The sequence below is a fragment of the Streptomyces sp. NPDC058985 genome, assembly GCF_042740985.1.
Taxonomy (GTDB): domain Bacteria; phylum Actinomycetota; class Actinomycetes; order Streptomycetales; family Streptomycetaceae; genus Streptomyces.
In genome coordinates this window covers 12,863-27,622 of record NZ_JBHYJX010000013.1, presented here as the reverse complement: position 1 = coordinate 27,622, position 14,760 = coordinate 12,863, and the positions used below count along the sequence as shown (strand labels likewise).

General features: G+C 72.3%; 12 protein-coding genes and 2 pseudogenes. 8 read left to right on the top strand and 6 right to left on the bottom strand.

Annotated features, from left to right (window positions below; genetic code table 11):
* Positions 1-61: 61 nt before the first annotated feature.
* The 6 genes from ACFW01_RS14465 (at position 62) to ACFW01_RS14440 (ending at position 5,668) form a co-directional block, all read left to right on the top strand.
* A complete protein-coding gene (locus ACFW01_RS14465) occupies positions 62-1,627 on the top strand; it encodes an ATP-binding protein (RefSeq protein WP_384503779.1) in 1,566 nt (521 codons plus the stop codon).
* Positions 1,624-2,070, top strand: coding sequence for a roadblock/LC7 domain-containing protein (locus ACFW01_RS14460; RefSeq protein WP_234958556.1), 447 nt, complete (start codon positions 1,624-1,626; stop codon positions 2,068-2,070). Before ACFW01_RS14465 ends, ACFW01_RS14460 begins: the two co-directional genes overlap by 4 nt.
* Positions 2,067-2,426, top strand: coding sequence for a DUF742 domain-containing protein (locus tag ACFW01_RS14455; RefSeq protein ID WP_234958555.1), 360 nt, complete (start codon positions 2,067-2,069; stop codon positions 2,424-2,426). Before ACFW01_RS14460 ends, ACFW01_RS14455 begins: the two co-directional genes overlap by 4 nt.
* 61 nt (positions 2,427-2,487) lie before the next feature.
* On the top strand, positions 2,488-3,039 hold the full coding sequence (locus ACFW01_RS14450) for an ATP/GTP-binding protein (RefSeq protein ID WP_382808385.1): 552 nt from the start codon (positions 2,488-2,490) through the stop codon (positions 3,037-3,039).
* On the top strand, positions 3,036-4,361 hold the full coding sequence (locus tag ACFW01_RS14445; RefSeq protein ID WP_234958554.1) for a cytochrome P450: 1,326 nt from the start codon (positions 3,036-3,038) through the stop codon (positions 4,359-4,361). The genes ACFW01_RS14450 and ACFW01_RS14445 overlap by 4 nt, the downstream gene beginning before the upstream one ends.
* A gap of 59 nt (positions 4,362-4,420) precedes the next feature.
* The gene (locus tag ACFW01_RS14440; RefSeq protein ID WP_384503776.1) at positions 4,421-5,668 is read left to right on the top strand and encodes a cytochrome P450; all 1,248 of its coding nucleotides are present in this window, start codon (positions 4,421-4,423) and stop codon (positions 5,666-5,668) included.
* A gap of 110 nt (positions 5,669-5,778) precedes the next feature.
* Here the strand turns inward: ACFW01_RS14440 and ACFW01_RS14435 are convergent, their stop codons facing one another.
* The 5 genes and pseudogenes from ACFW01_RS14435 to ACFW01_RS14415 all read right to left on the bottom strand — a co-directional run bounded on the left by ACFW01_RS14435 (position 5,779) and on the right by ACFW01_RS14415 (position 11,212).
* Complete coding sequence (locus ACFW01_RS14435) at positions 5,779-6,105, bottom strand: oligopeptide/dipeptide ABC transporter ATP-binding protein (protein ID WP_384503898.1); 327 nt, start codon at positions 6,103-6,105, stop codon at positions 5,779-5,781.
* A gap of 147 nt (positions 6,106-6,252) precedes the next feature.
* Positions 6,253-6,510: pseudogene (locus ACFW01_RS14430) on the bottom strand (ATP-binding cassette domain-containing protein); the annotation flags it as partial.
* 535 nt (positions 6,511-7,045) lie between these two features.
* Complete coding sequence (locus tag ACFW01_RS14425) at positions 7,046-8,473, bottom strand: amidase (protein WP_384503774.1); 1,428 nt, start codon at positions 8,471-8,473, stop codon at positions 7,046-7,048.
* The gene (locus ACFW01_RS14420; RefSeq protein ID WP_384503772.1) at positions 8,470-9,921 is read right to left on the bottom strand and encodes an MFS transporter; all 1,452 of its coding nucleotides are present in this window, start codon (positions 9,919-9,921) and stop codon (positions 8,470-8,472) included. Before ACFW01_RS14420 ends, ACFW01_RS14425 begins: the two co-directional genes overlap by 4 nt.
* A 100-nt stretch (positions 9,922-10,021) precedes the next feature.
* A complete protein-coding gene (locus ACFW01_RS14415) occupies positions 10,022-11,212 on the bottom strand; it encodes a CoA transferase (protein WP_234958547.1) in 1,191 nt (396 codons plus the stop codon).
* A gap of 229 nt (positions 11,213-11,441) precedes the next feature.
* On the opposite strand from ACFW01_RS14415, the gene ACFW01_RS14410 reads away from it, so the two are divergent.
* On the top strand, positions 11,442-12,116 hold the full coding sequence (locus tag ACFW01_RS14410; protein ID WP_234958546.1) for a TetR/AcrR family transcriptional regulator: 675 nt from the start codon (positions 11,442-11,444) through the stop codon (positions 12,114-12,116).
* 466 nt (positions 12,117-12,582) lie between these two features.
* Here the strand turns inward: ACFW01_RS14410 and ACFW01_RS14405 are convergent, their stop codons facing one another.
* Positions 12,583-13,446 (bottom strand): helix-turn-helix domain-containing protein, encoded by an 864-nt coding sequence (locus ACFW01_RS14405; protein ID WP_384503769.1) that lies wholly within the window; start codon positions 13,444-13,446, stop codon positions 12,583-12,585.
* Positions 13,447-13,700: 254 nt separating this feature from the next.
* On the opposite strand from ACFW01_RS14405, the pseudogene ACFW01_RS14400 reads away from it, so the two are divergent.
* A pseudogene (locus tag ACFW01_RS14400) lies at positions 13,701-14,683 on the top strand (aldo/keto reductase).
* The last annotated feature ends 77 nt before the right edge of the window (positions 14,684-14,760 follow it).

The following is a 14,760-nucleotide window of genomic DNA, read 5'->3' as shown; positions in this document are numbered from 1 at the left end:
AAGGTTCACTTCTCGTGGCTGGTACCGGTGTTCGCAGGGTCGTCGCTTCAGGACCACTGCGGTGAGCCGGCCGTTACGGAACCCGGAGCGCGCCAGCGGTGCCGACGCCGCCGTCGCCGTCGCCGGATGGGCCGTCGCCCTGACGGTCGCCGCCGGTGCGGGGTGGGCCGCCGTCGCCGCGGACGCCGAGCGGCACCGCACCCTCGCGGGAGCCTGTGCCGCGGCCGTCGTCCTGCTGATCGCCCTCGTGGTGATCCTCACCCGGCGGCTGTCCACCGAACGCGCCCACCGGGCCCGGGAGGCGGCGGTGTCCACCGCTCGGGGCTCCGAGGTGGCGCACCTGGCCGCGGTACGCGTGCCGGCCATCACCGAACGGCTGCGTACCGGGCAGCAACTGGAGGACGTACCGGGGCCGTTGGCATCGGCGGCGGAGACCGGCGAGGAGTTCGCCCGGGCACTGGACTCGGTCGTCGTCGCGCTCGGCTCGGACGCGGCCGTGCACCGCGAACGCGCCCTGCGCGACTCGGTGCAGACCGCCTTCGAATCCGTGGCGCGCACCATGCATGTGATGGCGACCGTGCAACAGCAGGTCCTGGACGAGGTCGAGCGCTCCATCGAGGACCCGCGTCTGATGGCGGACGTGATGAAGGCCGACCACGCCGCCTCGCAGATGACCCGCAAGGCGCAGACCCTGCTGGTGATGTGCGGCATCTGGCCCGCCCGCCGGGAGACCCGGCCGGTCTCGCTCTACGACTGCGTGCGGGGCGCCCAGTCCCGGATCGTGGAATTCGGCCGGATCGAGGTGCACGGGGGACAGACCCTGTACGCGATACCCCCGGTGGTGGAGGGGCTGATGCACTCCATCGCCGAACTCCTGGAGAACGCCACGGTGTTCTCGCCGTCCAGCTCGCCCGTCGTCGTCAGCGTGCGGGAGGTCGGCGCCGGTGCGGTCGTCGAGATCGACGACGCCGGGCTCGGGATGCCGCCGGACGTCCTGGAACAGGCCCTCGGCCAGCTGCGCGACGACCTGGACCTGACCCGCCTGGGTGCGGTGCCCCGGCTCGGCCTGGCCTGTGTCGGGCGCTGGAGCCGGGAGCTGGGCTTCAACGTGGAGCTGAGCGGGTCTTCGGCGTACGGCGGCACCCGGGCCGTGATGTTCGTACCGTTCCAGTTGCTGACCGACCCGCTGCCGAGGCCCGCGGCACACCGCCGCCCGGCGGCGGAACCGGCCGTACCGGCCGAACCGATCGGCCCGGCCGAACCGGCCGAGCGCGTCGGTCCCGCCGTGCCCGTCGTGCCCGTGGCGGGCGGACGCGAGGACGCCGCGCGGGAGCCGGCCGCCGCACCCGCCCCGGTGACGGCCGGCCTGCCCCGACGGCGCAGCCGGCGCGGTGCGGGCCGGGCCGCGACCGCCCCACGGCACTCGGCGCCCGACCGGCTGCCCGAGGCCGCCCCCGAGCCCTGGACGCCGGAGGCCGCCCGCGCCTCCATCACCAGCGTGGTCTCCGGGACGCGGCGCGGCCGCGCGGCCGTCGACGCGGACGCCGGCACCGAGGAGGCCTCGCCCCCGCACGGCGGACCGTCCCTGCCCAGTAAGCCGCACGAGAAAGCCGGAGGCAGACCGTGACCGGAATCATCACCCGACTCCCCGACCTGGGGTGGATGCTGCGCCCGCTCACCGAGATCCCCGGCGTCCGGCACGCCGTGGTGGTGTCCGAGGACGGGTTGCGTCTCGGGCACGCCTCGGCCGAGGACCTCTCGGGGCCGGTGGCCAGCCTGAGCGTCGCCGACGCGGAGTCGCTCTCGGCGGCCTGCGCGGCGATGACCATGACGGGCCGGTCCACCAGCGCGCTGTTGTTCGGGCGGGGCGCGGCGACCCGCCAGTTGATGCTGGAGACCGACCAGGGGTTCGTGCTGTTCACTCACGCCGGGGTGGGCGCGCACCTGGGGGTCGCCACCGATCCGGACGCCGACATGGGCCTGGTGGCCCATCAGATGCAGTTGCTGGTGGCGAAGATCGGCGCGCACCTGAGCAGCCTGCCCAGGGACGAGGCCGCCGCGACGTCATGACGGAGCGGCCTGAGGTACCGAGGGCCTCGGCGATCCGCCCGTACGTCATCACACGCGGTCGGACGGAGTCCGAGGGCGAGCCGCTGTCCTGGGAGTCCCTGGTGATGGCGGCGGACTCGGCGTTCCCCGCCACCCTCCAGCCCGAGCACCTCGCCATTCTGGCGCACTGCGAGGGGCTCATCTCGGTCGCCGAGGTGGCGGCTCACCTCGGCCAGCCGCCGTCGGTCGCACAGGTGCTGCTCTCCGATCTCCTCCGGTGGGGGCTGATCGTGACCCGCCCACCCATCCCGCCGGCCGAACGCGCCGATGTGACCATGCTCAGAAAGGTCCTCCATGGTCTCGAAAGCTGCCTCTGAAACCCTGTCCGAGGCCGGGGCGCCGCCCGCGGCGGGCGGCGGGAAGTACCTCGACTCGACCGTGTCGGGCGCGGCGAAGATCCTGGTCGTCGGCCCCCTGGGAGTGGGCAAGACGACGCTGATCGGTACGGTGTCGGAGATCGAACCGCTCTCCACGGAGGCGTCGATGACCCAGGCGGGCGTCCGGGTCGACCCGTACACCGGGGACGGTGGCAAGAAGACCACCACGGTCGCCCTCGACTTCGGCCGGCGCACCATCGACGGCGACCTGGTCCTGTACCTGTTCGGCACGCCGGGCCAGCAGCGGTTCCTGCCGGCCTGGCAGGACCTGGCCAAGGGGGCGCTCGGCGCGCTGGCCCTGGTGGACACCCGGGACCTGGCTGCCTCCTTCGACGCACTGGGCAACCTGGAGGACCTGGACCTGCCCTTCGCGGTCGCCGTCAACGTCTTCCCGAACGGCCCCGGGTACGCCGCCGACGACATCCGTACGGCGCTCGACCTGCTGCCCGGTACCCCGTTGGTGACCTGCGACGCACGGGACCGGGCCTCGTCGGTCCGGGCACTGATCGCTTTGGTCCGTCACCTCATCCACGTCGCCACGGAGTCCTCATGAGCATGCCGCACCCCACGGCCGGGCCTGCCGCCCGCTGCCCCGTGTCCGGCACCCCCGGCACGCCGGCCGCACTGTACGGGCCCGGCCTCGACGGCAACACGATGCCGGCCCTGTACGAGCGACTGCGCGCCGCCCACGGCCCGGTGGCGCCGGTGACCCTCGCTCCCGGCGTCGACGCCTGGCTGGTCCTGGGCCACCGCGAACTGCTCCGGCTCACCCGCGAGGAACAGGACTTCTCGCACGATCCGCGCCGGTGGAGCCTGCTGCGCGAAGGCCGGGTGCCGCCCGACTCGCCGATCCTGCCGATGGTCGGCTGGCGCCCCGCGCTGCTCTTCGCCGACGGGCAGCAGCACCGCAGGATGCGGGGTGCCGTCTCCGACGCGCTGGCCGGGATCAACGGGCACGAGCTGCGCCGCGGCGTCCGGGCCGCCGCCGAGGGCCTGATCGCCGGGTTCGCGGCGCACGGCGAGGCCGACCTCGTCGCCGCGTACGCGCGTACGCTGCCGATGCGGGTGATCGCCGGGCTGCTCGGGGTGGACGACCGGACCGGCCGTGAGCTGGTGGAGGCGGTGGCCGGGCTGGTGTCCGCCACCAGCGGGGCGCGGGACGCCAGCCGCCGGATGGGCGCCGTCCTGCAGGGGCTGATCGAGAAGAAGCGACGGGTGCGCGGCGACGACATCGTCTCCGCGCTGCTGCACCATCCGGCGCGGCTCACCGACGAGGAGGTCCTGCACAACCTGGTGGTCATGTTCGTCGCGGGCAACCAGACCACGGTGAACTGGATCGCCACCACGCTGCGCATCCTGCTCTGCGACCCCGCGCTGCGCTCCTCGCTCAGCGGCGGCCACCTCGGTGTGGACGACGCGCTCGACCTGGTCCTGTGGCGCTTCCCGCCCACCCAGAACTTCCCGGCCCGCTACGCCACCCGTGACATGAGGCTCGGCGGCCAGGACGTCCGGGCGGGCGACATGCTGATCCTGGGCCTGGCGGCGGCCAACGCGGACCCGGAGGTCCTGCCGGCCGGCGGCGCCCCCGTCGTCGGCAACCGCTCGCATCTGGCGTTCGGCGCGGGCCCGCACACCTGCCCCGCCCAGGACCCGGCCCGGCTGATCACCCGGACCGCGGTCGACACCATCCGGCACCGCCTGCCCGATCTGGAACTGGCGGTCCCGGAGCACGAGTTGAAGTGGATCAACTCGCCCTGGAGCAAGGGCCTCGGCACGCTGCCCGTGCGCTTCACCTCCCCACAGTTGCCGCGGGGCCCGGTGCCCCCTCAGCCGACCGGAGCTGTCACCCCCGCATGGCAGCCCCTCCCCCACTGACCCGACCAGGGCTCGTCCCTCGTCTGTCCGCCCCGTCCCTCCGAAGACCTGGAGCCCTGTTGAACACGTCACCGGTGAACCCCGAGGCCGACCGTCCGCACCGGCTGGACCCTGCGGGGGGCTGCCCGCACGCAGCCAACGCCCGACTGCTGGCCCGGGGCGCGGTGGCCCCGGTGGTGCTGCCCGGCGAGGTGCGGGGGATGGCGGTGCTGGGCCACGACGCGCTGAAGGAGTTCCTCGCGCACCCCGACGTCGCCAAGAACGCACAGCACTTCACCGCGCTCCAGGCCGGTGAGATCCCCGACGGCTGGCCGCTCAAGACGTTCGCCACGGTGCAGGGGATGACGACCGCGGACGGCGCCGACCACCGGCGGCTGCGGTCGCTGACGAGCAAGGCGTTCACGACCCGCCGGGTCGAGGAACTCCGTCCCCGCATAGTGGAGTTGACTTCTGACCTGCTCGACGGCCTGGACACGGCCGCCGACGAGGACGGCGTCGTCGACCTGCGCGCCCACTTCGCGCTGCCGCTGCCTATGGGCGTCATCTGCGAACTGCTGGGCGTGGACGAGGCCCACCACGACCGGCTGCACGAGCTCTCCAACCAGATCGTGGCCACGGACATAGGTCCGGCCGAGGCGATGGCGGCCAACCGGGAGATGGTGGAGGTGCTCAGCGCGGTCGCGGCCGCCCGGACGGCCGCCCCGGGGGACGACCTGACCAGCGCGTTGATCGCTGCCCGCGAGGAGAGCGGCGACCGGTTCAGCCCGCACGAACTGATCGGCACGCTGATGCTGACCATCATCGCGGGGCACGAGACGACCCTGAATCTGATCACGAACGCGGTACGCGCCCTGTGCGCCCACCGGGACCAGCTCGACCTGGTCCGCTCCGGTGAGGCGAGCTGGTCGGACGTCGTGGAGGAGACCCTGCGCTGGGACAGCCCGGTCAGCTACTTCCCGTTCCGCTACCCGACCCGCGACCTGACCCTGGACGGCACGGTGATCCCTCGCGGCACCCCGGTCCTCGCCGGTTACTCGGCGGCCGGCCGCGACACGCGGGTCCACGGCCCGGACGCGGCGCGCTTCGACATCACCCGCACCGGCGGGTCCCGCCACCTCTCCCTGGGCCACGGCACCCACTACTGCATGGGCGCACCCCTGGCCCGCCTGGAAAGCACCACGGCCCTGGAGCTGCTCTTCGCCCGCTTCCCCACCCTCGACCTCGCGGTCCCGGAGCCGGAACTGCCGCGCCACGCCTCGTTCGTGGGCAACAGCGTGCAGAGGCTTCCGGTACGACTGAGGGGGTGAGGGGCGGGTGGGAGGCGGACGGCGTTTGACGTCCCCGCTGCCGGGAGCGTTATGAACGTACGTCAGGGACGTCGTGCCGTGATGTCGACGCCGATGCCGGATGGCCGTTGTCAGGTCTTCGTACGGGAAAATTCTTCCTCCTGTGCGACCCAGCAGGCCACAAGTACCGAAGAAGCGTCACCGGAGGCGCCCGGCGCTTCCAGCAAGGCCGGGTCGTCGGTGCGGCAGCGGTCTACGGCGAGGGGGCAGCGCGGATGGAAGCGGCACCCCGGGGGCGGGCTGCCGGGGTCGGGGATCTCGCCGGTCAGGGCCTCGGGCCGGGAACCGGTGCCGTCGGGCACGGGGACGGCGGCCAGCAGCGCCCGCGTGTAGGGGTGCCGGGGGGTGTTGAAGATCTGCTCCACCGTTCCGGTCTCCACGATCCGGCCCAGGTACATGACGACCACCCGGTCGGCGAGCGCCCCGACGACGGCGAGGTCGTGGGAGATGAAGACGAGTGCGATGCCGTCCTGCCGGGACAGGTCGTGCAGCAGGTTCGCCACGGCGGCCTGGGCGGAGGCGTCCAGGGCCGACACCGGCTCGTCCGCGATGATCATCTCGGGTCGTGAGGCGAGGGCGCGGGCGATCGCCGCGCGTTGCCGCTGGCCGCCGGAGAACTCGTGCGGGTACTTCTCCGCCGCCCCCTGCGGCAGGCCGACCCGCAGCAGTGCCTCCTCGGCCTCGCGCGCCACCTCGGGGTCACGGCGACTGCGCCGCAGGCCGCGGGCCCGGTCCCGGGCGACCACCACCTCTTCGATCTGGGCGCCGACGGTGCGCCGGGGGTTGAGCGAGGCGTTGGGGTCCTGGAAGACCCATCTGGAGGGGCAGCAGTCCGGCGGCGCGGCGACGCCGGAGTCCCGTGAGCGCGGTGGGGCCGGTCCCGTCCGCCACGGCGTGGCCGGCGTGCGCTACGTCGCCCGGCCGGGCGGCGTGCCAGGACGACGCGACGGCCTCCTCGCAGCGCAGCGGCTCACCTCACCGGGCCGGCTCCGGACGGTGGACCGGCGGCCGCTCCGCCGTTCACGTGCGCCGAGCGCCGTACGGCGAGGGTGAGGCCGGTCGTGTCCCTCGTCGGTCTCGCGCGCCACGTCGGCGTCACGGCGATTGCGCCGCAGGCCGCGGGCTCGGTCCCGCACCGGACGAGCGCCCCGGCGAGGGCCGCGTGGGGCAGGTGCGGGCCGGACGAGGGCGGCCGCCGCCATCGCCAGGATGATCACCGGGAAGGCGAAGACGACGTCGGTGAAGCGCATCAGGACCTCGGCCATCCAGCCGCCGAAGAAGCCCGCCACGAGACCGATTCCGGCAGTCAGCCGCCCGAGACGGCGCACCCCGGGTCGCTCATCCCCCGATGACGGACGAAGGCGGCCGCAGCGGCCCCTCCGCTTCCTCGACGAGCCGGGCCGCCGCCAGCAGCCGGTCCTCCCGGTGGTGCGGGGCGACGAGCTGGACGGAACAGGGCAGGCCGTCGGGTGCGAGGCCCGCGGGGACGGTCATGGCCGGGTGGCCGGTGTCGTTGAAGACCGAGGTGAAGGCGATCGGGAGCGTGCCCTCCCGCACCGCCTTCAGGGTGTCGGCGCCTTCGGCGGGCCAGGCGGTGGTCGGCACGGTCGGCAGGAGCAGCAGGTCGTGGCGGTCGAAGAGGTCCGCCGTCCACTGGTCGAGCCGGGAGCGGTGCGCCCAGTGCCCGGCGGCCTCCTCGGGCGTGAGCCCGCTGCCGTCGTCCAGCAGCTTCGCGAACCACGGCTCGAAGTCGTGGCGCCGGGCGGCGAGTTCGTCGGCCAGGCCCAGGTACCGGTTGTAGGCGAGGAGCTTCTGCCGCAGCTGGAACGGACGGGGGTAGGTCTCGGCGTCCGGGAGGACGGCGCCCTCCTCACGCACCGTGTGGCCCTCGGCGCGCAGCAGCGCCGCCACCCGCTCAAGGGCTGCGACCATCTCGGGACGCGGCCTGGCCACGCCCAGTGTGGTAAGGACGCCGACGCGCAGGGCGGGCAGCGGTGTGTCGAGCGCGGCCAGGTACGAGCCGGTCGGCGCGGGCAGCGAGAACGGGTCGCAAGGGTGGTGTCCGGCCGCGACGTCCAGGTGCAGGGCGGTGTCGCGGACCGTGCGGGCCATGCCGGAGGGACACGAGTTCTGCGGCCAGTTCGGCATGCGGAGCGGGCCCTGCGGGATGCGCCCGCGGCTCGGCTTCAGTCCCGGAAGGCCGCAGAGTGCCGCGGGGATACGGGTCGAGCCGCCGCCGTCGCTCGCCGTACCGAGGGCCACGAGTCCGGCCGCGACGGCCGCCGCGGCACCACCGCTGGATCCGCCCGGTGAGCGTTCGGGATTCCACGGGTTGCGGGTGGTGCCGAAGGCGTCGTTGGCCGTGTGGATGGCGGCACCTACCGGCGGGGTGTTCGTCTTGCCGATGATCAGGGCGCCGGCGGCACGCAGCCGGGCGACGTGCACGGAGTCGCCTGCGGCGGGCGGGGCGTCACGGAAGCCGCTGGTGCCGCGGCTGGTGGGGAATCCGGCGGCGTCCTCCAGGTCCTTGACGAGGACGGGCAGTCCGGCGAGCGGGCCGGTCCCCTCCCCGCGGGCGAGCCGTTCGGTGAGTGCGTCGGCCTCGGCGCGGGCGCGTTCGGGGTCGAGGGCCACGACGGAGTTGAGCGCCGGGTCGACGGCGGCGATGCGCCCCAGGGTGTGGTCGGTCAGTTCGCGCGGGGAGAGCGCGCCGGCTTTGACGAGCGCCACGAGTTCGGTGGCGCTCGCATGGGTCAGGTCTGTCACGGTAGGGCGTCTTCCTTGAGGTTCTGCTCTGCGGGGTTCGGGGTGGTGGCGGCCTCGGCCGCGGCCTCCAGGCTGACACCGGTGGTGCGGGGGCCGAAGAGGACGGCCACGCAGCCGCCGACGAGGCCGAGGACAGCCAGCATGGCGAAGACCGCGGCATAGCCGATTCCGCTGTAGACCGCCGCGACCAGTGTCGGAGCACCGAAGTTGACGATGCGCGACAGCGCGTTGGAGGTGCCCGCCCCCAGCGCGCGCACCCGGGTGGGGAAGACCTCGGCGGAGTACACCTGGAGGAAGGGAACCGACGTCTGGAACAACAGGCTGGTCAGGGCGCCGAGCACCAGGACGGCGACCGGTGAGTGGACCAGGCCGAACAGGAGCAGGGTCACCGCGGTCGTGCAGCCTAGGACGAGTTGGGTGCGACGCCGGTCCCAGCGGTCGATGAGGGGCACGGCGAGGACGGCCCCGAGGGGCGCGGCGCTGGCAACGCAGGCGGACAGCAGCAGTGTGTCGTCGAGGTCGAGGCCGGATTCCGCGAGGAAGGTCGGGGTCCAGGTGTTGAAGGCGGAGTAGGCGAACAGCCCGGCGACCCACATCGTGGCGACCACGGCGAACCGGCGACGGTTCGGCGGTGCCAGCAACTCCGCGAGGCGGACGCGGGAGGCGGGAGAGGGGTTCCGGGGCCCGCCTCCGTCGGCGCGGGCCGCGAGGCCGGGCTCGGCCTGCACGTCGGCCCTCGCGTCCGGCGCAGGGGCCTGGACCCCGCAGCTTCGTTCGATGGAGCGCACGATCGCCTCCGCCCGCTCCCTCTCGCCCCGGCTCAGCAGCCAGCGCGGGCTCTCCGGCACCCAGCGGTGCACGAGACAGGCGAAGACCACCCCGAGCAGGCCGAGTCCGAGGACGAGCCGCCAGCCCCACGTCCAGTGCGGGACGACGAGGTAGCCGGTCCACGCGGCGATCGGGATGCCCAGCGCGCCGACGGCGACCTTCCACGTCTGCAGCCGACCGCGCGCCGCCGCGGGGACGAACTCACTGAGCGTGACGATCGCGATGACGGCCATGGCCTGGGCGCCCAGATGTGCGACGAAGCGGGCTGCCATCAGCTGCCATGGACCCTGCACGATCACGCACAGGGCACTGCCCCCGCAGTACACGGCGACGCTGACGAGCATCGTGCGCCGACGTCCGAGCCGGTCGGCGAGATACCCGCCCAGCACGCCGCCGCCGAACGCCCCGAGCTGGCTGACGCCGGCGATCAGAGCCACCGTGGACAGCGGTATGCCCCACTGCTCACGCAAGGTGGGCGCGACGAACGCGAAGGCGTTGATCTCCACCCACTCGAACAGGATCATCCCGGCGAGCGCGAAGACCAGCCTGCGGTGGAACGAACTGAGCGGGAGCCGGTCGAGCCGGTCTCCCAGTGCGAAGGGATCGCGTGGTGCGGCCATGGATGGCGACCTCCCGGAAGCGGTGACGGGACGCTGCGCGCGGCCGGGTCTGCGGGACCGGCCGCTCACGGCGGGGAAGAGGAGCGCGTGGAGCCAGGGGTCAGATGACCCCGTCGGCCTCCAGAACGGCGAGCCGGTCCTCGCTCAGGCCGAGGACACCGGAGTAGACCTCGGCGTTGTGCTCGCCGAGCGCGGGTCCGGTCGAGCGGACCATGCCGGGCGTCTTCGACAGGCGGGGCAGCGGTGCGGGCATGGGCAGCGCGCCGAACTCCGGGTCCTCGACGTCGATCAGCGTCCCGCGCTCGCGGTAGTGCGGGTCCGCGGCGATGTCGGCGATGCTCATCAGCGGTGAGGAGGGGATGTCCGCCTCGTTGAGGATCTTGCTGAGGTCGTCGGCGGTGTACCCGGCGGCCCACTCGCCGACGATCCGGTACAGGTCCTCGGCGTGCCCGGCCCGCGCGGCGCGGGTCGCGTACGCCTCGCTGTCGGCCAGCTCGGGCCGGCCCATGAGGGTGCTGAGGCGGCGGAACAGGGCGTCGGTGCCGGCGTGGATGGAGATCCGGCGGCCGTCGGAGGTGGTGAAGTCGCTGGCGGGGACGATGTTGGCATTGCGGTTGCCGGCGCGCTCGCGGACCCGCCCGGTGGTGGCGTACGCGGCGAGCGCGTCCTCGGAGGCGCGGAACCCGGCCTCGTACAGCGCGAGGTCGACGACCTGCCCGCCGCCGCCCGCGGTGTCGCGGTGGTAGAGGGCGGTGACCACGGCGAACGCACCGAGATAGGCGGCCATGTAGTCGATCGTCGAGTAGCCGCTGCGGACGGGGTCCCGGTCCGCGTCACCGGTCACGTAGGTCAGTCCGGCGAAGGCGCTGGCGATCCGGTCGAAGGAACCGCGGTCGCTGTACGGCCCGGTGAGGCCGTAGCCCGTCACGTACACGAGGACGGTATCCGGGGCCAGCTCGCTGAGCCGGTCCGGGTCGAGCCCCCAGGAACGCAGGGTCGGCGGGCGGTAGTTGGTGACGACGACGTCGAAGTGCGGGATCAGGTCACGCACCATCCGCTGTCCCTGCTCCGTGCGCAGATTCAGGGTGACGGACTTCTTGTTCCGGGCTTCCTGCGCCCAGTAGGGGGAGCGGGCGCCGGCGGTGGTGCCTCGGGTGAAGTCGCCGCGGCCGGGCTCCTCCACCTTGACCACCTCGGCACCGAAGTCACCGAGGAAGGTGGCCGTCACCGGGGCGGCCAGGACAGTGGAGAGGTCGAGTACGCGGATACCCGCGAGGGGGAGTGTCGCCATGGGTACACACTCAATTCACGATCTGTTATTAACGAAACGTTACTAGCGGGAACTCTAAGCTGGTCTCCCCGGCACGGCAAGGGTCGGAACCGAGAAGAAACGCAACCGACGGTGACCGGTCCGGACTGCGCCGGGCGGTCGAACCGCCCTCGGGCGCTACGGTTCGAGGGCAGTGGTGCCCTGCGGCGCCGCCGGACATCACGGAACGACGAACGAGGGGCAGCAGGGCATGAGCCAACCGGGCAAGGTGCGCAGGAGCAGGCGCAGCCGCCAGGAGACAGAAGCCGATCTGCTGGCCGCCGCGCGTCGACTGCTCGACCGCGACGGAGTCCTCGCCGGCATCAGCCTCCGCGAGGTCGCCGCCGAGGCGGGCGTCAACCACGGCCAGATCTACCAGTACTTCGGCACCAGGCAGGCCCTGCTGCGGGCCGCCGCCTCCGACTTGGTGGAGCGCCGTGTCGCGGAGGGCGACGGCCACTGGGAGCTGCCGTTCGCCGAACGCCGTCAGGCGATGTTCCACTACCGCGTCGAGGAGCCCGAAGTGGTGCGCCTCGAAACGTTGTTGGCCCTCGACGGCGACACCGACTTCAGCCCGCTCCCCCGATTCGGGCAGACACGCAAGAGCCTGGACAGAGACCTGCACACCGGTGCGCTCCCGCCGGACGCCGACGCGGTCGCGGCCCACGTGATGACGGCGGCGGCACAGATGGGCTACGCGATCTTCCGCGAGGCGTACGCCCGGGACACGGGGATCCCACTGGCGGAACTCGACGCGCGGGCGGGAGAGGTGTATGCCCGGATGGTCGCGGGACTCACAGCCACCACGCCGGCCCCCGCACAGCCGGCGGCCGACGCCGCCCGGAAGCGCGGGACCCGCGCCGCGGAGCCTGCCTCGGAGGAGTGACCATCGCAGGCGCCGTCATTGAGCCGTCTCGCTCCGGCCAGGCCCCGGACCCGAGGGCAGCCACCGACCCCTCGCCCACCTGGACCTCTGTTGCACCGCCCTCATCGAGCCGTTCGTCGAGCCGTTCGTCGAGAACGCCGCAGATCCGGGAGACCTCACTCTTCGACAGGCCGGTGCCCGAGCCGAGAGCCTTGACCAGGTCGTCGACGTCACGGGCAGAGACTCGTCGCGGTCGCCGGTCCGAGTCGGTGCGCAACTCCCGACAGCTCCAGCCAAGAGAGTTCCGGGGGCAGGACTTCCTGTTCGAGCGTCGTATGCGCGTCAAGGGTCTCCGATCGAGACCTTGAGGGCGTCACCGACGCAAGCGCCTCACCGGTGAAACGAGCGTCACGGCGGACGGCGCGAGGGGGGTGCGGCCAGTCGGTCTCGCGAGCGATGGATGCTCTGCCTGCGGCTGATCGGCACCTCAATCGGCTGGTCGCGCCGTGATCTGGTGGTGGCCGGCGGCCCATGACGCAAGGATGCGCAGGCCATCGTGGGTGGGGGAGCCGACCTCGGCCGTCCAGACCACCAGTTGCTGGTCCGGGTCGGTGCTCGCGGTCAGGGTGTCCCAGTCCAGCGACAGCTCCCCGGCGACGGGATGCTGCAACACCTTGGTGCCCACGCTGAGCGTGGCGACGTGGTGTGTGGCCCACCAGGTGCGGAAGTCGGCGTCCTGTACGGACAGCTCTCCGACCAGTGCGGCAAGCCGCGGGTCGTCCGGGTACTTCGCCGCCTCCATCCGCAGTTGTGCGACCGCGGTCCGCGCAACGCTTCTCCAGTCGGCATAGAGGCTGCGCATCATCGGGTCGGTGAAAAGAATCCGCACGTAATTGCGATGCTTCTCAGGAACCTTTCCGAAGTCCGTGATCAGAGTGGCCGCCAGGGGATTCCATGCGATGACGTCCATGCGGCGGCCCATCACGATCGCCGGGGTGGAGGTGAGATCGTCCAGCACCCTGCGCAGTTGCGGCTGCACCTTCTGCACAGCGCGGCGACGCGGTTTGGCTGTCTCCTTGCCGGCCAGGCCGAACAGGTAGCGCCGCTGGTCCTCATCGAGGTGCAGCGCCTCGGCCAGGGTCTCCAGTACTGGCGCCGAGGCCGGCAGGCGGCCTTGCTCCAGGCGGGTGTAGTAGTCGGTGGAGATCGCCGCGAGCCGCGCCACCTCCTCGCGGCGCAGTCCGGCCACCCGGCGCGGACCCGCGCTGTCGGGCAGGCCCACGGCGCGCGGGGTCAGCTCGGCGCGTCGCGCCTTGAGGAAGGATCCCAGCTCGTTGCGCTTGCTGCTCATGCCTTCACTGTCGCACTCGGAGTCTGCCGCTGGGAGGGAAGGATCCTTCCCCGGAAGAATCTCTCCTCTTTTCGCACGCGTGAGGCGGCGCCAAGCTGGACGACGTGGCGATGAGGAAGAGGTCGCAAATCCGGGAAATTGATTCTCGGAAAGGCGAGCTCGACCCTCGGCCCAAGAGAACTTTGCACATCATCCGGCGTGCGGCGCCGGAGACGCTTTTCCGGGCTGGTCCGGAGAACGGAGAAGAAGCCGCGATGCAGCACATCGAACTGGGGAGCTTGGACGTCTCCCGTATCGGTCTCGGTGCCATGGGGATGTCCGACTTCTACACCGGAGCCAACACGGACGACGCCGAGTCGATCCGCACCATCCACCGTGCCCTCGGCCTCGGCGTGACCTTCCTGGACACCGCAGAGGTCTACGGACCGTTCCTCAACGAGGAACTGGTCGGCCGGGCACTCAAGGGACGCCGCGACCAGGTGGTCTGGCCACGAAGTTCGGTCTGGTCTCCCACACCGGTGCAACGGCGACGCCGAACGAGGTCGACTCCTCCCCGGGGAGCGTCCGTGCCGCGGTCGAGGGCTCTCTGCGACGGCTGGGCACCGACCGCATCGACCTCTACTACCAGCACCGCGTCGACCCCGGCACGCCGATCGAGGAGACCGTGGGCGCACTGGCCGAGCTGATCGGCGAAGGCAAGATCCGGCATATCGGCCTGTCCGAGGCCAAGCCCGCAACCATCCGCCGCGCCCACGCCGTCCACCCGGTCACCGCGCTGCAGACGGAGTACTCGCTGTGGGAGCGGGAGGTCGAGCAGGAGATCCTTCCGGTGGCGCGGGAGCTGGGCATCGGCTTCGTCCCGTACTCGCCGCTCGGCCACGGCTTCCTGACCGGCTCCGTCCGCTCCATCGCCCACCTGGACGAGAGTGACTTCCGCGTCGGCAACCCCCGCTTCGAGGGCGAGAACTTCCGGCGCAACCTGGCCATCGCCGACGAGGTCCAGGCCGTGGCCGCCGAGGTGGAGGCGACACCGGCCCAGGTGGCGCTGGCCTGGCTGCTGGCCAAGGGTGAAGACATCGCTCCGATCCCCGGCACCAAGCGGGTCTCTCGCGTCGAGGAGAACACTGCCGCCGATGCCCTCGTCCTGACCGCCGACCAGCTCGCCCGCCTCGACAACCTCCCGCCCGCCGCTGGAGACCGCTTCCAGGAGGAGTACGGGCAGCTCATCGAGAAGTGACCGCCCCTCTCACCTCCAGCCGTCCGGAACAGAGATCAAGTGGACGCCGCAAGCCGAGGAGCCGGCAGGGCCCACGA